Source organism: Citrobacter sp. 506 (assembly GCF_050434985.1).
Lineage (GTDB): Bacteria > Pseudomonadota > Gammaproteobacteria > Enterobacterales > Enterobacteriaceae > Citrobacter > Citrobacter braakii.
In genome coordinates this window covers 304,615-322,882 of sequence record NZ_JBNDJN010000005.1, presented here as the reverse complement: position 1 = coordinate 322,882, position 18,268 = coordinate 304,615, and the positions used below count along the sequence as shown (strand labels likewise).

Below are 18,268 nucleotides of genomic sequence, written 5' to 3'. Positions count from 1 at the left end.
TAACAGGAGTCATTTTTGATGAAGAGATCACCATCACAGAGTGTTCGTTGCATAAGCTGTGAATTATCCTGTCAATTATTTCCGGATACTGTGGTACGCGCCAGCTACTGTCACCGAGCCACTTTTGCGATCTGGCCAGAGGGAAATAGTTTTCTGCAAAAAGGAATTATTGAAAAACTTCTCCTTAATAATCAAAATCATTTGTCGCGTGGGTTTATTTTTGTAGACTTTTCCTTCCCAAACCTGCGCCTGTTCGCCGATCCGCAATGGGTTGACCGGCTGGCCTACAGCGGTATGTATATTGTGTTGATAGCGGACAGGAATCTCGCGCCGTTAGCCAACTACTGGCTGTCGAAAAGCAATAAAATACAAGGGATTATATATTCCGATGATGATGATGAAGTTCAGCATCAGAAAATTCGCCGATTATTTACCGGCCACCTTGCGAACAGTAAACGCGGACGCTCACTCAACTATACAGAAATGATATTACTGAAGCGATTTGTGTCAGGGAAAAGTATTCAGCAAATTACAAAAATAGATAATATAGATATTAAGAAAATATATGTCTACAAGCTCAGGCTTGAAGATAAATTAGGCCATAGCATTCATCAAATACTGTCGAATATTTTATAACGCATTTTTGATTTTTACTATTTTCACATCTTTGCGATGTGGTGGACGCCCTACGCCCGAAAGCAGGAGGCTATTATGAAAAAACCTAAGCATTACTCACGCATTGCGATAGCGGTATCAACCGCGTTAACGTCAATGGTATTTTCAACCCACGCGGCCTGGATTGATATTGATAGTCTTCCTGCCAGTGGATTGGTGAGCAGTCTTTCGCCGGAGTTGCAGGCTTTATTTCCTGCACAAGCGAATGCCAGTTTCGAAAAAACCAGCGCTACGCCGAATTATGTTTATCAGTGGAGTGCCGGTACCATTCCCGTTTATGGTCATGGATTAACGCTGAATGGGCCAGGAGGAGAAGCCTTCGAACACACCATTACCGTTATTCAGAACAGCACGACGGGTAGCCCGGGCGTTATTTTCGGTGACGACCTGACGATTCGCACACAGTCAAAGAATGCCGCTAATAATGGTAAAGATGTTGACGGTATCCGCACGCACGGGGCTAATACGCCGGATAATCCAGTCTTTATTATCACCGGGGATCGCACCAGTATTTATGTGGACGGCCAGGATGGTGATGGTATTAACGCCGGTTACAACGCCTATAATAATGGGCAGGGTTGGAAAGGCTCGGCCAACATTTACGTCGGCGACGATCTGTATATTCAAACCACCGGTAACCAGGGGCGCGGCATCACGGCAAACGCGATGAGAGACGAAACGCTGGCTAAAAATACGATTATCGTCGGCGACCGGGCACACATTGTGACGACCGGTAGCAGCTCAGAAGGTCTCCGCACTGGGCAGAGCGGGTCCTCAATCCGCCTTGGCAATGACGCCACCATCGAGACGTCGGGTGCTTCCTCGACAGGGATTTATGCCGCCTCATCTTCCAAAACGGAACTGGGCAACAATGCCACGATTACGGTCAACGGCGCCAGCGCACATGCGGTTTATTCCACCAATGCAACCGTGAATCTCGGCGAAAACGCAACGATCAACGTCAACAATTCGGCGAAAGCGGCGTCATACAGCAAAGCGCCACGCGGCCTGTATGCGATTTCACGCGGTGCGATAAACCTGGCAGGTGGCGCCGCCATTACCATGGCGGGCAATCACAGCAATGAAAGCTATGCCATCAGTACAGAAACGGGCGGCATCGTCGACGGTTCTGCTGGCGGGCGTTTCCTTATCGACGGCGATCTTCACGCCGCCGGTGCTACTGCCGCAAACAACACCCAGCCGCAGCAAAACAGTACCATCAAACTCAATATGACTGACAACTCGTTGTGGAGTGGGGCGTCATACGTCACCAGCGCCACTGCCGGGACGGGGGTTATCTCGCTGCAAATGAGCGATGCGACCTGGAACATGACCAACAGCTCAACGCTCACTGACCTGACGCTGAACGGCGGGTCAGTGGTGAACTTTGGGCATGCTGACGGCGAACCGTGGCAGACGCTTACTATCAATGAAGATTTTACCGGCAACGGCGGAAAACTCGTTTTCAATACCGTCCTGAATGACGATGCCTCCGAAACCGACAAGCTGAAAGTGCTCGGCAACACCGCGGGTAACGCGTTTGTGGCGGTGAACAATATTGGCGGAACCGGGGCGCAAACCGTTGAGGGAATTGAGATCATCGAAGTGGCCGGTAATTCTGACGGTACTTTTGAGAAAGCGGGCCGTATTGTTGCCGGTGCGTACGACTATAACGTGGTGCAAAAGGGCAGCAACTGGTATCTGACCAGCTTTATTCCTGCTCCGCCGGATCCGGAAGAGCCGGACCCCGTCGATCCGGACCCGGTTGACCCTATTGACCCAGATCCCGTTGACCCGGACCCGGTTGACCCTATTGACCCAGGTCCTGTTGACCCGGACCCGGTCGATCCTGTCGACCCGATTATCCCTGAGCCGGAAGAACCTGTTGCGCCCCCTGTCACTGAGCAGCAGTACCGCCCGGAAGCAGGCAGTTATCTGGCGAACAACTACGCTGCTAACACGCTGTTCATGACCCGACTCCACGATCGTCTGGGGGAAACGCAGTACGTCGATATGCTGACGGGCGAGAAAAAAGTCACCAGTCTGTGGATGCGTAACGTCGGGGCACATACCCGCTTCAAAGACGGTAGCGGGCAGTTGAAAACCCAAAGCAACAGCTATGTCCTGCAGTTAGGCGGTGACCTGGCGCAGTGGAGCAGCGACGGCCTCGACCGCTGGCACCTCGGCGCGATGGCTGGTTATGCCAACAGCCAGAACCGCACGCAGTCCAGTCTGACCGGCTACCATTCACGTGGTCAGGTCACCGGTTACAGCGTGGGGCTGTACGGCACCTGGTATGCCAATGACGCTGACAAGACCGGCACTTATGTAGACACCTGGATGCTGTACAACTGGTTTGATAACAAGGTGATGGGCCAGGAGCAGGCGACGGAGAAATATAAATCCAGCGGGATCACCGCTTCTGTTGAAGCCGGTTACAGCTTCAAACTGGGTGAAAATGAGCGCAACAGCTATTGGCTGCAACCGAAAGCTCAGGTGGTGTGGATGGACGTGCAGGCCGACAGCCACCGTGAAGCGAACGGTACCCGCGTGAAGGACAACACCGATGGCAACCTGATGACCCGTCTGGGGGTAAAAGCCTTTATCAACGGTCACAACGCCATCGACGACGGTAAATCTCGTGAGTTCCAGCCGTTTGTTGAAGCCAACTGGATCCACAACACGCAGACGACTCGCGTGAAGATGGATGATGTGAGCAACGACATGCGTGGCACCAAGAACATTGGCGAGCTGAAAGTCGGTGTTGAAGGCCAAATCACTCCGCGGCTCAACGTGTGGAGCAACGTGGCCCAACAGGTCGGCGATAAAGGCTACAGCGATACCCGCGGTATGCTGGGCGTGAAATATAACTTCTGACGTAGTTGCAGGTAATGGAAAAGCCGCTGATTAATGGGTCAGCGGCTTTATTTTTTGTGGGGGGGAGGCCGGATAAAGATTTCAGCAATCCCCCCACCTGTTGCGCCAAAGCCGTTTTTTTCTGTGGAGTTCCTTAAAGATATAGAAGAATAATTTAAGGAAAATTGTATGTATAAATCATCAGGACTATTTTTTTACTTTCAAAGCAAACTGCTTCGGTGTAATGCCAAAGAACTCTTTAAAGTTACGAATAAAATAAGATGTACTGGTGTAGCCCACTTCATTGGCGATTCTATTAATATGCTTCTCGGTAGTGGTGATGAGTTTTGCTGCCTGATGCATGCGAATATCCAGCACTAGCGTATTAAAATTATTACTCTCTTTCTCCAGCTTTTTACGAATCGACACCTCCGACATATGTAAAATGCTCGCCAGATCTGCCAGCTTCCAAGATTTAGAGAGATCAGCTTCAATGATTGACTTCAGCCGCTCAGTAAAGGTGGTATCCGTTGATACTGACAAGGAATAAACTAACGATTCTATATCCCTCATTTTAGAAAGAAGATAAGTTATTTTATAAACTTGTCGGTGTTGTGGGACATCGCTTCCAGTTAATCGTTTGAAAATTTTTGTATCTGTTTCATCAACAGAACAAGTAAATATTTTACGCCGCATCTGGTTAACGCTTTGCGGATCCAACAGAAGCGGTTCCATCACTTTACAGATACAACTCAATACATCACTGTCAACTTGATAGAGCTCATAGGGAACACCTTTGCCTAACACTTTTAATGTAATATCAATCACGGTGTTTTTTTCGACGTAACAAAGTGATTCAGGGGGAACATTAAAGGACTGCCCATCTTTTGTTTTTATAAGCAGTTGCGCATCCCGCAGATAGATAATCGCACAGTTATAAAAACGGATTTTTTTCAGCACCAACAGATTGTTGTGTGCAAAATTTTCCTTAGCCGGGAAAATAAGGTTACTTAAAGCACTTTGGCTATTCATACAGTCACCCCCATGCTTTGCATGCATATAATTTCATGGGTTATCAGCCATGTAAACTCGGAATTTTTTAATAATAGAAAAAGTGTATAATTCTAATTATTTGTTTTTTAACTATGTATTTCTTTAAAATACAAAGAATTACCCAGTGGCTTTGGTGAGATGATTAACAATTTTAATATTTTCAATTAGAAATAGTGCGGAAATATGGTAATCACACATTCGGTGCAAGAAAAAAATTCTTAAGCAATATCGGAAGCTTTCGGCTGGATTCAGCCCCCAGTTTGCGTTTAATCGATTGTATTTTATAATAAATACTGCTCTCTTTTAGCTGCGTTAGCGTCGCGATTTCTCCGATTCTCTTCCTCTTAAAAAAATACAGATAGACTATTTTTCGTTCATCATCCGTCAAGCCATTGAACACTGAAGCAGGCGAAGGTGTTCGGCTTGAGAACACACGTAGCTGCTCATTCTGGTATGATACCTGCTTAAAGCAGAGGCAGGTTACCGGGAATTTTTCCATCAAAAAGCAGTAAGATAAGTAATCATCCCTGTCACAAACCAAATAGACTTTTTTATATTTATTCAGTATTTCATGAGCAGAATAAAAATTCCTGCACTCGTAACATTTAATATCTGAATTGTCATTGGCGAGCAATGATAATCCGTAATTGAAAAAAGCATTTTTACTTGCCAATAAAAAAGCAATGGACATAAGAACTCTTCGCTATCAAATGTATTAGACACCTTAACTAAAAGTGACTATAAGGTATGAAAAGTACAAAAACCACCCTAAAAAATAGTCCATTGCGATAAAATTATGTACCACAATTTATAGTGTAAATGGATTTAATTATCACTTGCAATTAATCCATAAAAAAGCCTGAACTATCGATTCAGGCTTTTACTTGCTCAAAATTTAAAATCAAAATGAATAACGAATATTGGCGTTAATTGCCTTATCAATATCGTAATGACCAAACGCCGAACGCTCAACATTAAGACTAATCCTGGTGTTTTCTTTTATTTCAGCATTGACACCGAAATTAAAGTTTACCCGGCTATCTTTACCATTTCTGATGGACGTTTTCCCGGCAAAATCACGAATGACCGTCTTCGCAGGATTAAACAGGTCATACTGATAATGAACGCCCGTCAGCGCGGTCAACTTCCAGTCTTTACCTGTGAAGGTTTTACCGATATCAACGCCGGTACGACCTATCAATGGATTATCCTGCTTACGCTGCATACGGATGTCTGAGCCTGCAGACTGCCAGTCAAACCGGTTTCCTGACACCGAGCCATAAACCAATTCCGTCTGCGGCTGAATAAAGGTTTCGTCAGGTAACGAGAAGCGCCAGCCGGTTTCTGCGCCCAGATACCAGGAATGTGAGCGGTAATCCTGCTCCGGCATTTCGATTTCGCTTGCCGAATAGTGGTTATCGTGGCGGACATATTTACCGATTGCATCCACATACAGCCCGGAGTCAAACATCGCGGAAGCATAGAAACCGATACCGGTTGATTTTGTCTGACCGGACCAGCCATCACCATGGCTGCTATTGTGAGTGAACGTTGCCGTCACACCGGTAAACAGATCACCGCCGTCAAACGCGTGCTTTCTGTCGGCTCCAATCTGCAGATGTGTCCAACTGTTGGAATTGCCCGCCTCAGCGGAACCCGTACCGCTGAAGATTCGCGCCCACGCCCCGGTTTCACCGTGGGTGTTGCGCAGATCGCCCATGCGGTAGTTCAGGTTGTTCATCTCTGTCAGGAAATTTTTAAATCCCGCATTCATAACTGATTTGCTGGCCTGCAGCGCCGCGTTGTCCTGCTGCACGTCAAATCCTTCCAGCCGCCATTGTTTACTGTTTTCGCTCTCCACGATGCCCAATTGCGGCGTGAAGGTATGAATACCCGCGCGCTGTGTCACTGGTTTGAGCGTGAACACATCGGCAGCCGTCGTTTTCGGCGCTGTGACTAACGCTACGGATGACATTCCCTGGCTCACTGAAGCCACAGACGGGACAACAACCAGCGCATTGTTTTTACCGGACAGCGACTGGTTAACCGTTACCGTATCTGCCGTTTTTCCATCAGTGTTCATGACGAATTGGCTGTTGCTTGCAGTCAGGGTGTCTACTGTCAGAGAGCCTGGTGAGCCGGCTTTGCTGAAGCGCACTTGCGAACCGTCCAGGTTGAGGGATTTCACCATGGACTGCCCGTTCGCCTGCCAGAGGGTATTCGTCATCACCGCGCCTGCCAGTGGCGCACTCAGGTTGCCACCATAAGCCGTGAGCAGATTCTCACTGGCTTCCTCTGCTGTACCAAAATTCAGGCTGGCAGTATCATTCGCCTGAATATTTCCCGTTATTACGCTACCCGTGCCGACATTCAGCGTGGTGCCTTGGCCGTTAAAGCGCCAGCGCTCAGCCGAGTACTGTCCGGACAACAGCGAAAGTGTCGATCCCGCACCGGCAGCCACTTCACTGTCAGAAATCAGACCCAAGGTTGCCGTCAGCTTCGCGCCATCCGCCAGCGACAGCGATGAATGGCTGAAGCTGCTTTTCTGGTTGAGAACGGCATCGGTGGACGCCACCGTCACCGAGCTGTCTGCGCTGTCAATCCCGCCGGTAAAATGCTCATTAATGTTAAGAGTAGAACCGTTATTCAGCTGTACGCGGCCGGTGAAACGGCTCCGATCGGCGTCGTTTGTCGCTTTTGACTGCCCGAATGACGGCGTGGTTTTCACACCGTTACCGTCATTGAGATCGATATAGAGATCTTCACTACCCAGCGTCACGGCAGAATGGTCTGCAAAAAGCGTTGTATTGAGGCTGGCATTCCTCGCCAGACTGAAATCAGTATTGTAAAGATTAAGCTGTTTCAGGCTGAACTGGCGGGTCTCCCAGTCACTTTGGGTAAAGGAAACCGGCTGAGTGAGGACAGAATTGTCGCCAAGCGCCTTCAGCTTATCCGCGACAGCCTGAGTACTGACGGCATGTACAACCGGATGCCCCTGAATAAACAGGCGGCCATTATGCTGGGTGAAGTTTCCCTCCGTGTTCATCCCACCATCCATGACAAAGTCGTTCTGCGTTCCGGGCGTCACGGTATTTTTAACATCAACATTACCGGTAAAATGGCCATGCCAGATGTTGGCAACCGCCGTCGTGACATCTGGCTTGTTGAAATCCAGGTTGACGGAGGCCTGACTCCCGCTGTTGGTCAGAATCGCCCCATCGTCGGCGCCGTTCAGCTGATGGAAGGTGAGGCTGTTACCGTTGATATCGAGCTTACCGCCGCGATAGCCCCATTTGATATTGTCGGGATTAACCTGTTTGTCATCGCTTAAAACAACGGTTGGGCGACCGCTTACAATACTGACATTATTAAAGGCCTGAACATTACCATCGCTATCCGGCCGTTGTGCCAGGACGACAGTTCCTTCGCCAACATTCAGCCCTCCGGGGTTGATTCCCGTGCCGTTAACTTTTAATGTCCCGACACCAAGTTTGTGCAGGTTATCGCCCTGAACACCATTAACTTGCCAGTCAACGCTATGATCGCCGTTGATAATGATCCCACCACCTTTCCAGGTCTGAGAGTCGAGCGGTTTGACCGTATAATCGTCATCAAAAGTCAGCGTTCCTGCACCCTGGTTAACGGCATGTTCTAATACAACGGTGCCACCGCCCTGGAAGGTGAGATCTTTACCGCTGTTTAATGAGGTTGGCGCAGTAGGGCCGAAATTGCCATGCATTGACCATGAGGCTGCACCCTGGGTTAATGTGCCAACGCCTGTGTTATCATCATATGACCAGCGAATATCTCCCTCATTTTGTTGTGATTTAATGGGAGCATCAGCGTCCTGTTTCATGGTATCAGCCACATCTCCGACAGGGATGATCGTATACCAGTTAGTTTTTCCATTCACACCTGCGTAAGAATTGAGCACGGCAGTGACAACCCATTTGTTTTGCTTAGCATCCCAGGCAAACAGTGGGGAACCACTGTCGCCAGGTGTACCATAGGTGGAAAGTGGCGTATTTGTTGTATTAGTGACAAAACTCCAGTCCGAAATAAACGGATGATTTACGATCCCCCCGGTTTTATACGAGTATGCCCCTGACAGCTTAGTCAGTTTACCACTCTCATCTTTTACATATTGCGTTCCCGTACCGACCCGATAGAAAACGGGGAACCGCTCCTGATTCTGATATGTGCCTTTGGCCGTTCCCGCGTCAGTCATATCCAGAGCGCTAACCTCTGTCACAATTTTGTTTAGTCGGGGGGTATGGAAGTCTCGCTTGTGGTTATTTCTGTCAACCAGGGTGTAGGTAGTGTCGTCGTTGTAACCAAACTTCACCTTTTTATAGCCCACATTGTGCTTAACGCTGACGATATATTGTGGCGCAACTAATGTAGCAACCCCAGTCCTGTCATTAGAACTGAAATCTATCATGGGCGCTTTATTTAACGTGGTGACGACATTTCCATTTTTATCATATAGCGGGATGTTTTCTGCATCTGGTTTAAACGAGCCTTTATTTTCAGCGAAATCGCGATATGTTTGATAATTAACCCCACTGCTGACAACAGAAGCATTTGATGCAGCAGAAGATAATATCCCCAACATACTCACTAGCAGTACGCTTATTGATATCCGTGGAGTGATGTTCTTCCTTATACCTTCACTGACTTCTGAAACGACAACCGCCTCACCTTTACTGTTCTTTTTTATCGCGTATATCTTATTCACGTTTCCCCCAGTCACTATCCGCTTAAATAAATGACATTTAAATGAAAATCAGATTCAGTCAATAAAAAAAAGCGTCTTTTTATTTTTTTATCCTGAAAGAGCATTGTAATGAGGAATTTACTGCCACCTTTTTCTATTTTTATCAGCTCTATTGAAAATAAAAGAGTTAGTTATAAAAATTGAAATAATAAAATTGACCGAATCGCAAATAAAAAAAACCGATAAAAAAGTAATGATTGCTATTTTTGGGTTTGCCAGCGAGTTTTTAGATCAATATATTCCGTCTCGCTCATTAAGATTGTTATGAGCTGAATTATGAATTAAGCCTATTAATGGAGTATAAAATGAAAAAGCTGATTTTAGGTTCGGCAATTGTGGCAGTTCTGGGTGTAGCGTCTAGTGCTATGGCTGCGCCAAACACCGGTACTGTAAACTTTACGGGTAGTGTTTCGACTGCTACTTGCGATCTTTCTTTGAAAGATAATGCTGGTGGGGATATTTCAAATGTTAATTTAGGTGTTCTTTCAAATACATCAACCAAAAATGGTACTCCTGTCCAATTTAAGTTGGTACCTCAAGATGCGACTTGCCTTGCTAAAACTTCTGCTAATGTAGCCTGGACATCCTCCACGCTGGATGCGGCAGGTATTAATAACGCCGCTACTGGGGGTACTAACGCTTATTTGTTGGTTGCAGCAACCAACGCTGCCCAGACAGGTAATAATGCTTATATCAAACAAGGGCAAACCTCTTTTGATTATACTGCCCAGGGTGGTGTTAAATCTTTTGATTATAGCGCAGTACTTGCAAAACCTACCGCAGCTCTGACTGCAGGCCCATTCAATGCATCTGCAAGCTATGTTGTAACCTATAAATAATTATCTTTTTATTAAAAGGGAGTTATTACTCCCTTCTTAAATAATATTTTCGTCGGCAAGGATTAAAAATGAAAATAAAAGTATTATGTGTCGCTATCATTTTTCATTTATGGTCGAATGAAATTCTTGCCGACGATTTTAACTACAGTTTTATCCGTGGTGGTAGTAAAGATGTACCTGAGGTGTTGAAGAATACCGGGCAAAACATACCCGGAAACTATGTTGTCGATTTACTATTTAATGGCTCCAAGACAGCGGCCTCTGTAGAATTAGCTATCAGCAATGATGATGCTGAGCATATTTGCCTTTCTGATAACTGGCTACAGGAACAAAACATTCATATCAATAAAGAATTCTATAAACTGTATCTTAATCCCGCACGCAACTGCTATCTTATCGATAAAGAAAAGAACAGTCGGGTAAAATTTGATCCTACCTTGCAGGAGTTATCAATCGATATGCCTCAGGCTGGCTTTATAGATTCAAAAAAGGAAGGCGGCACTTGGGATTATGGCAGTACCGGTTTCAAACTCGCCTATGATCTTAATACGTCAAAATCTACTGACCAGGATCGGACAACATACGGTAACATCGAAGGCCAGATTAATATCGGCGAATGGGTCCTGTTGGGCAGGGGGTATGCATATCAGGGAGAAAAGTTTGAGAGCAATAACCTGCTGTTAACACATGCGATAAAATCGATTAAATCAGATATTCTTATCGGTAAAACCCAGTCCTACAATACCCTGAACGATGGTTTTACCTTTTATGGCGCGCAGTTAAAGTCCAATCAGGATATGTATCCCTGGGACTCGCAGTCTTATGCTCCGGTCATTAATGGTATTGCCAGAACACATGCCCGTGTCACAGTCGAACAAGGTGGATACACATTAAAGTCGTTCGTGGTTCCACCGGGTCCTTTTGTGATTAACGATCTGACCGGTGTATATTCTGGCGACATTATCTTAAAAATTTATGAAGAGGATGGTTCGGTAAAAGAACAGCGATTCCCCGTCGCCGTGCTGCCAAATTTATTGAAACCCGGTAATTATAATTACAATATCGCGGTGGGGAGTAAAGTTGACCAATACAGTGACAAGCGTGATGATGACAGCTTATTCGCGCAAATTACTTATGATTACGGTTTTGAGCCCTTTACGCTCAATACCTCTGCACTGGTCGATAAAAACTATAACAACATTGGTCTGGGTCTGATCCGCTCTTTCGGCTGGTTTGGCGCGGTGGCAATGAGTGGCAACCTGTCACAGGCAAAATACCATAATGGTAAAGCCATGAACGGCTTTAGCGCATCGGTGAAATATGCCCGCGCCTTAGGGGAAAACGCAAATTTACAGTTGATTGGTTATCGTTTTAACTCAGAAAACTATATTGATTACACGGATTTTAACTATCGCTATTACAGCCTGTTAAACAACAGGCCTAAACAGCGATACGAATCGATTATCACCTATCAGCTTCCGGAAATGAATGTGTTCTTCAACATGTCGGCCTGGAAGGAAGACTATTGGGACAGTTCCAGTGAGGTAGGTGCAAACCTGAACCTCAGTAAGAGCTTTAATAATATTTCTGTCTCTCTGAATGCCGGGTATTCCCGACTGCAGGGGATGGAAAACGATTATAACACCGGTATTTCACTGAGCGTGCCCTTTAGCGTGTTTGATAAATCGCACTATAGCTTCTCTGGCATAAATTACGATCGCCGTAATGGTACGAATTTCAATACCGGTGTTTCGGGAAGCATTAATTCTCGCCTGAGTTATAACGCATCCATCAGTCAGTCACGCAACACCACGGGAAGCGCGATTTCAGCTTCTTATCTGTTTGATGAGGTTCAAACCTCGGCCAGCTATTCGCAAATGGGGAACACGTCCAGCTCTTCCTTCCAGGTTGGCGGAAGTGTTATCGGACTGCCAGATGCAGGTATTCTTTTTACGCCAGTGAAAAATGATGAAATTGCCGTTGTACAAATGGATGATGTTCCAGGCGTCAGATTTAATGGCTCCATGCCTGGCGATAAAAAAGGGCGCGCTGTCATACCTTTAACCGCGTATAACAATAATACCATCACCGTCAATGCGGATAACTTGCCACAGAGCGTTGAGTTAACAGAAAACGCAATCAATGTGACGCCGACGGAAAACGCGATTATCTATAAAAAAGTGAAATACAGAAAAATTAACACGTATATCGTAAAAGTCATCAGCAGTAATGGTTTTGTTATTCCAATGGGAAGCATCGCTAAAAATGCAGAAAATCAGGAAATCGGCTACGTCAACAACGGCGGGATTCTGTTAATGAATCTTGAAGATAAAGATGAAGGGATCATTTCGGTTGGTGATTGCAAATTCGATTCACGATCGCTGCAGAAAGATATGGGTAAAGTACAGGAGATTAAGTGTGGCTAAGAACAATACACTGAGAAAGTTTTTCATTTCTGCATCACTGTTGTTATTTACAGCATCAAGTCATGCGGCGTTTGTCCTTAACAGCACACGTTATGTGTTTGATGAAAAAAGAGAGAATATCTCTGTACAGGTTGATAACCAGTCTACTCAGGAATATGGCGGACAGATATGGATTGAAAACCAGGACCAAGACGACAAGAACGTCTATTTTGTACCCAGCCCGACGTTCTTTAAAGTGGCCGATCAGCACAAACAGATCCTGCGTATCCTGAAAATTAATGATGCGCTACCAAAAGATAAAGAATCTCTCTTTTGGATAAACGTACAGGAGATCCCGAAGGCACCAAAAGATGGCGCAAATGCATTGTCTATCGCCCTTCACACTCAGGTGAAAATGATATATCGACCTGATATATTGAAGGACAAAAGAGAAAATGCAGAAAAGAACATAAAACTTATTAATGATGAAAGCAGTACGGTGTTGTTCAATGACTCTCCATATTATTTTGCGGTAATCAATGTTAAGCAAAATGGAAAAAATGTAAATCTGGGAGATGATGTTAAAAATAAAATAGCTGTATTTTCTCCTTTTGAGAAAATATCACTCAACAAAAAACTAACTGGAAATATTAGTTTCGTTGCTTTTGATGATTACGGTGTTGATAGAGAATATAATATTTCTCAACATTAATTAGTAGATGGAATATCTATATGCTTAAATTTTTTTTATATCTCCTGATACCATTTTCATTATTGATACATCCTGCCAGTGCAAAAAATTGTGGGACAGGACTCGGCATCGTATGGAATTTAGGAAGTGCAGGTTCAGAATATTTAGCATCAGGTTATTATACCTCCGTGGATAGTTACTATGCAGGGGAGCTTATAGCTACCATTAATGGTGATATGTATTGTGACGCCGATTACATGGATGGAGTTACAGGGATTAGCCGAATGATAATGAGGTTAAATGATGGGCTACAATGTAAGGATAGTAGTACCATCTCAATAGATGGAGTGACCGGCGCGGAATGGAAATTAACTGGAATGGTCTGCGAGAATAATAAGATACGCTCGACCACGACAAAGAGTACACCTTGGGATCAAAAAGCTAAGTGGCCTAATGGAACAACCATTGGATCAGCTAAATTACTCATAGGTTCAGCATATTGGAAAAACTATCATGTAGATGATCAGCGAAGTGTAATGATACCCTCTCCAAGTTTCGGGTTGGGAGTTTTAGACAATAGCCCAACTATCAATGTTGGTTCCGTTATTGAAAAGGGGAGACAAATGAATATATATAATCAAGGTACCTGTACGATGTCTTTATCTACTGAGAACTTAAACTTTGGACGCTTATCCCCGCCAGATATTAATAACGGAAATATTAAAAAGGATTTCTACTTAGATTATTCCTGTAAAAATAAAGGTGCAGTAAATGGTGTATATATCAAGTATGAACCAGAACACACAATAGATGCCTCCCAAGGCACGTTTAGTGCCAAAGACAAGAGTGGGAATAATTTAATTTTTAAAATAAGCACACCTTCTTATTCCAATAGCACTATTCCTCTTAACACATTATGGCCAATGGTTTCCCCATCGGCCTCAGATACATCTGGTAGAGTCTATTATGACGTAAAAGTTATGCCTTCTACGCCACTACCTTCTGGTGCTGTATCTACTTATTTAAATGTTTCTCTTGTTTATAGATAATTGGTGGTTGTATGCAAAGGTGGTGTTTATATCTGTTCTTGATAATGCTCCCTTGTTGTAAAGGATTTGCAGTAACAATACCGAAGAAAGTAACTATTAATGCAGAAATAGCATTAAATACATGCGCGGTAACACTATCACCTGCAAATATTAATTTTCAGCAAGTGAGTGTAAGCCAACTTGAAAACAACGCAACTACACCACAGACAGTTGATTTGAATATTGCTTGCAGTTGGCCCGCAACCGGGATCTCACTAAAATTCTCGCCTGCTGCTGACGTTTCCAAGAGCAGCACTAACCTGATGAATACGGGGTTATCCGGCGTTGGGCTTGCGTTGTCATGGAAAGATCCAGCCGGCACAGATTTTAAGTCGCTAGAATTAAATAAGCCTTTTGCGCTCCCAACTGCATCAAGTAACAAAAATGAAACGCTTGGTCAGTTTCAGCTGTTGCCTAAACAAATTCCGGGTGAAACGCTCCAGGCAGGGAATATTTCCACCAGTCTGACTGTCGAGGTGACCTATGATTGACAGGAGATGTCTTTTTTTCCCATTGCTGGCGGGACTGTTAAGCACATTAACGGCGTTTAATAACCAGGCCGCACAAAAGGCAAGCGTAAGTCTCCCCATTGCAATGCAGGTCACTAATCCTCAGTGCCAAATCAATAAAGGGCTTGGCCTGCCTGAAACCGTGCAACTTCCGCTAATCACAACTTCAGGTGCCTTATTAGGTGATAGTAACGTTGAAGTTCCCATTGTGATTGACTGTGCCAGTGATATCACCAAATTTGAAGTTACTCTGGCAGGGGGCAGTAATTCGAAACTCAGCACGTCAAATAATAAGGTTGATATCACCTTGTCATGGAAGAAAGGTGGAGGAGCCGTAGAATTCGGGAAGCCGATCGAGCTGAGTAAAGCACCGTTTCTTGTGAGCCAAAAGCAATTTGATGGCTCCTTATTGGCCAGAGTGTCTCCACATACAGGGACCATACCGGCAGGTAATTACACAGCCAGTTTACCGGTGACGTTTACTTATTATTGAGATAGCATAACAAAAGCTGGGGAAATTCCCCGGCTTGTTAATCAATTAATCAAACACGCCATTGATAATTGCGGTCACTACTGAGGTGCTCAGTGCAATAAGAACGAAATCATTCCTTACTATTTTCCATTCATAGCCAGGATAATAAGGTCGTTGCCCCAACATCGATGCCGGAACCGGTTTTTTCGCAATGCCTGGTGGTAAGGAGCCACACCCCTTCAGGCCATAATTCACCGCCAAATGTCGGGCAGCCGAAAAACTGATATCAGAATCGACATGATCCGGTTTGCCATAGTTTTTACGGTGATCGGATGATGCGTTATTTTTCTGACCCGCATTGCCTTTCTGCGCATTCCCTTTATTTCCGTGATTATCACTATTATTGCCATGGTTGCCACTATTACCATTGCCGTGTACCTATGCCCTGTTCATCACCCGTGCTGAGTGGCAGGTGCAGCGCTGAATCATCCCGTTTGCGGGTCGCCACCAGCAACACCCGGAATCCTTGCGCGTTGTAACCTTCCGTTTTCGTCAGCAGTAACTCACGACGGTTTCATCCAGCGTGACCACCTTGTCACCATCAGCATCTCTTCCACTGCGCCTTTGCAAATCAGACGATTATCACCGTTACGTACATCCTCTACCGACGCAGATACACGGAGGCGCACAAAATCAAACGGCAGCTCGTCAAGCTTCACAAAACGCACTTTCGCTGTCGGCGCAATTCGGTTTTCACCGAAGCGAAGTACCGCTCTGTTCATCAGATTTCGCGCGCCTCTCTGGCTGTTACAGTTCAGCCAGGGCAGCGTCAGCACCCGATCGCTTTCCGCTCAAGGCGGCGAAGAATCTCAAGCCAGTCCATCGGCTTAATATCGACGGTTGGGTGTCTTCCTGTATGAGGGAAGATATCTTTGTAACATGTTGTTATAAATCACATTTTTACCATTATGGGGTGCTGATATTTTAAAGGAAAATAACACCCCCTAATGTGCCCCAAAAAAGGACTTGATGCCGATTACCTTCAGGCGACAATGGTGGGGTTATTTCTCTTTTTTTTATCAGGTATTACAGGGGTTTTGTTGACTTCGAGGGAGCTCAGGAGAGGCATTTTGGCGGAAGATCACAGGAGTCGAACCTGCCCGGGAACGCTGGCGTCCCCAACTGGATTTGAAGTCCAGCCACCTCACCGGAGATGACGATCTTCCGCGCCTCGATTGCTACATGGAGGCGGGGCGCATTATAGCTACTTCCAAACGTTTCCACACCCCCTCACTCACTTTTTTAACTTCCGTTTCTCTATACCATGACCAGTTTCAAATAAATCCCCGCAAAATCCATTACTTACACTTAGACACATTTTTAGACGCTACGCTGATCACAGAAAACAAGAATCGTAATTTGATAACGAGATATCGGAATACCCGCGCTCACAGGGATGGTTTACAAGAACTGTAACCGGTATCAGGGCGTGTGAAAGTGCTAACAAGGATGCGTAATGAAAAGTGAAATTCTGTCTGTTAAAGAGAAGATTGGCTACGGAATGGGCGATGCGGCTAGCCACATTATCTTCGATAACGTCATGTTATATATGATGTTCTTCTATACCGATATTTTTGGTATCCCAGCCGGATTTGTTGGCACCATGTTCTTACTGGCCCGCGCGCTGGATGCCATCTCAGACCCTTGCATGGGGCTGCTGGCCGACCGTACCCGTTCGCGCTGGGGGAAATTCCGTCCGTGGGTGCTGTTCGGCGCACTGCCGTTTGGTCTGGTTTGCGTGCTGGCCTACAGCACGCCGGATCTCAGCCTGAACGGCAAAATGATTTATGCCGCAATCACCTACACGCTGCTGACCCTGCTTTATACCGTGGTCAATATTCCCTACTGCGCGCTGGGCGGCGTGATCACTAATGACCCTACGCAGCGTATCTCCCTGCAATCATGGCGCTTTGTGCTGGCGACGGCGGGCGGCATGCTCTCCACCGTGCTGATGATGCCGCTGGTGAATCTGATTGGTGGCGAGGATAAAGCGTTCGGCTTTCAAGGTGGGATTGCGGTGCTCTCCGTGGTGGCGTTCCTGATGCTGGCGTTCTGCTTCTTCACTACCAAAGAACGCGTGGAAGCGCCGCCGAGCACCACCTCTATGCGTGAAGACCTGCGCGACATCTGGCAAAACGACCAATGGCGCATCGTCGGCCTGCTGACCATCCTCAATATTCTGGCCGTCTGCGTTCGTGGCGGGGCGATGATGTATTACGTCACCTGGATTTTGGGTAAGCCGGAGGTGTTTGTCGCCTTTCTCACCGCCTATTGCGTCGGCAACCTGATCGGCTCTGCGCTGGCAAAACCGCTGACCGACTGGAAATGCAAAGTCAGCGTCTTCTGGTGGACCAACGCTGCGCTGGCGGTAGCGAGCCTGGCGATGTTCTTTGTGCCGATGCACGCCAGCATCACCATGTTTATCTTTATTTTTGTCATTGGTGTACTGCACCAGCTCGTTACGCCAATCCAGTGGGTAATGATGTCCGACACCGTTGATTACGGCGAATGGTGCAACGGTAAACGCCTGACGGGGATCAGCTTTGCGGGCACGTTGTTCGTGCTCAAGCTGGGTCTGGCGCTCGGCGGGGCGCTGATCGGCTGGATGCTGGCGGGTGGTGGCTACGACGCCGCAGCGAAAACCCAGAACAGCGCCACCATTAGCATCATCATCGCCCTGTTCACCATTGTCCCGGCGATTTGTTACCTGCTGAGTGCCGTGATTGCCAAACGCTTCTATACCCTGAAAACGCCGTATCTGACGGAAATTATGAGTCAGTTGGCTCAGGGCGCGCGCCGCAACCAGCAGGATTTCACGACGAAAGAATTACAGAACTAAGGAA

At 46.1% G+C, this 18,268-nt stretch carries 11 protein-coding genes, 1 tRNA gene and 2 pseudogenes; 9 read left to right on the top strand and 5 right to left on the bottom strand.

The features are described from left to right. The first annotated feature begins 18 nt into the window (after window positions 1-18). Window positions 19-636, top strand: coding sequence for a helix-turn-helix transcriptional regulator (locus ABIE10_RS19220; protein ID WP_046276006.1), 618 nt, complete (start codon window positions 19-21; stop codon window positions 634-636). Between the two features lie 75 nt (window positions 637-711). Next, window positions 712-3,552, top strand: a complete 2,841-nt coding sequence (misL, locus tag ABIE10_RS19215; RefSeq protein WP_429156683.1) for an intestinal colonization autotransporter adhesin MisL — start codon at window positions 712-714, stop codon at window positions 3,550-3,552. A 186-nt stretch (window positions 3,553-3,738) separates the two neighbouring features. Here the strand turns inward: misL and ABIE10_RS19210 are convergent, their stop codons facing one another. Both ABIE10_RS19210 and ABIE10_RS19205 read right to left on the bottom strand, forming a co-directional pair. Next, complete coding sequence (locus ABIE10_RS19210; RefSeq protein WP_429156680.1) at window positions 3,739-4,563, bottom strand: helix-turn-helix transcriptional regulator; 825 nt, start codon at window positions 4,561-4,563, stop codon at window positions 3,739-3,741. A gap of 922 nt (window positions 4,564-5,485) precedes the next feature. Continuing rightward, window positions 5,486-9,322 carry a S6 family peptidase gene (locus ABIE10_RS19205; protein WP_429156677.1) on the bottom strand — a complete coding sequence of 1,279 codons (3,837 nt, stop codon included), beginning with the start codon at window positions 9,320-9,322 and terminating at the stop codon, window positions 5,486-5,488. 344 nt (window positions 9,323-9,666) lie between these two features. Between ABIE10_RS19205 and ABIE10_RS19200 the strand changes: the two genes are divergently transcribed. The 6 genes from ABIE10_RS19200 to ABIE10_RS19175 all read left to right on the top strand — a co-directional run bounded on the left by ABIE10_RS19200 (window position 9,667) and on the right by ABIE10_RS19175 (window position 15,386). Continuing rightward, window positions 9,667-10,200 carry a fimbrial protein gene (locus ABIE10_RS19200; RefSeq protein WP_103767030.1) on the top strand — a complete coding sequence of 178 codons (534 nt, stop codon included), beginning with the start codon at window positions 9,667-9,669 and terminating at the stop codon, window positions 10,198-10,200. A gap of 68 nt (window positions 10,201-10,268) precedes the next feature. Further along, window positions 10,269-12,626 carry a PefC/AfrB family outer membrane usher protein gene (pefC, locus tag ABIE10_RS19195; protein WP_429156675.1) on the top strand — a complete coding sequence of 786 codons (2,358 nt, stop codon included), beginning with the start codon at window positions 10,269-10,271 and terminating at the stop codon, window positions 12,624-12,626. After that, the gene (locus tag ABIE10_RS19190) at window positions 12,619-13,317 is read left to right on the top strand and encodes a fimbrial chaperone (protein ID WP_103767028.1); all 699 of its coding nucleotides are present in this window, start codon (window positions 12,619-12,621) and stop codon (window positions 13,315-13,317) included. The genes pefC and ABIE10_RS19190 overlap by 8 nt, the downstream gene beginning before the upstream one ends. 20 nt (window positions 13,318-13,337) lie before the next feature. Then, complete coding sequence (locus tag ABIE10_RS19185; protein ID WP_429156671.1) at window positions 13,338-14,345, top strand: fimbrial protein; 1,008 nt, start codon at window positions 13,338-13,340, stop codon at window positions 14,343-14,345. A gap of 11 nt (window positions 14,346-14,356) precedes the next feature. Further along, window positions 14,357-14,875 (top strand): fimbrial protein, encoded by a 519-nt coding sequence (locus tag ABIE10_RS19180; RefSeq protein WP_429156668.1) that lies wholly within the window; start codon window positions 14,357-14,359, stop codon window positions 14,873-14,875. After that, on the top strand, window positions 14,868-15,386 hold the full coding sequence (locus ABIE10_RS19175) for a fimbrial protein (RefSeq protein ID WP_103767026.1): 519 nt from the start codon (window positions 14,868-14,870) through the stop codon (window positions 15,384-15,386). The genes ABIE10_RS19180 and ABIE10_RS19175 overlap by 8 nt, the downstream gene beginning before the upstream one ends. A 45-nt stretch (window positions 15,387-15,431) precedes the next feature. Here ABIE10_RS19175 and ABIE10_RS19170 read toward each other — a convergent pair. The 3 genes and pseudogenes from ABIE10_RS19170 to ABIE10_RS19160 all read right to left on the bottom strand — a co-directional run. Beyond that, a pseudogene (locus ABIE10_RS19170) lies at window positions 15,432-15,797 on the bottom strand (anti-virulence regulator CigR family protein); the annotation flags it as partial. Window positions 15,798-15,813: 16 nt separating this feature from the next. Next, a pseudogene (locus ABIE10_RS19165) lies at window positions 15,814-16,213 on the bottom strand (magnesium-translocating P-type ATPase); the annotation flags it as partial. A gap of 283 nt (window positions 16,214-16,496) precedes the next feature. Then, window positions 16,497-16,591: transfer RNA gene (locus tag ABIE10_RS19160), tRNA-Sec, on the bottom strand. A 290-nt stretch (window positions 16,592-16,881) separates the two neighbouring features. On the opposite strand from ABIE10_RS19160, the gene ABIE10_RS19155 reads away from it, so the two are divergent. After that, complete coding sequence (locus tag ABIE10_RS19155) at window positions 16,882-18,264, top strand: glycoside-pentoside-hexuronide family transporter (RefSeq protein ID WP_016155017.1); 1,383 nt, start codon at window positions 16,882-16,884, stop codon at window positions 18,262-18,264. Window positions 18,265-18,268: the final 4 nt, after the last annotated feature.

Excerpts from the sequence above, each read along its gene's own strand:
- ABIE10_RS19185 (WP_429156671.1), top strand. The coding sequence starts at position 13,338 with ATGCTTAAATTTTTTTTATATCTCCTGATACCATTTTCATTATTGATA.
- ABIE10_RS19200 (WP_103767030.1), top strand. The coding sequence starts at position 9,667 with ATGAAAAAGCTGATTTTAGGTTCGGCAATTGTGGCAGTTCTGGGTGTA.
- ABIE10_RS19220 (WP_046276006.1), top strand. The coding sequence starts at position 19 with ATGAAGAGATCACCATCACAGAGTGTTCGTTGCATAAGCTGTGAATTA.
- pefC (WP_429156675.1), top strand. The coding sequence starts at position 10,269 with ATGAAAATAAAAGTATTATGTGTCGCTATCATTTTTCATTTATGGTCG.
- ABIE10_RS19175 (WP_103767026.1), top strand. The coding sequence starts at position 14,868 with ATGATTGACAGGAGATGTCTTTTTTTCCCATTGCTGGCGGGACTGTTA.
- ABIE10_RS19155 (WP_016155017.1), top strand. The coding sequence starts at position 16,882 with ATGAAAAGTGAAATTCTGTCTGTTAAAGAGAAGATTGGCTACGGAATG.
- misL (WP_429156683.1), top strand. The coding sequence starts at position 712 with ATGAAAAAACCTAAGCATTACTCACGCATTGCGATAGCGGTATCAACC.
- ABIE10_RS19180 (WP_429156668.1), top strand. The coding sequence starts at position 14,357 with ATGCAAAGGTGGTGTTTATATCTGTTCTTGATAATGCTCCCTTGTTGT.
- ABIE10_RS19210 (WP_429156680.1), bottom strand. The coding sequence starts at position 4,563 with ATGAATAGCCAAAGTGCTTTAAGTAACCTTATTTTCCCGGCTAAGGAA.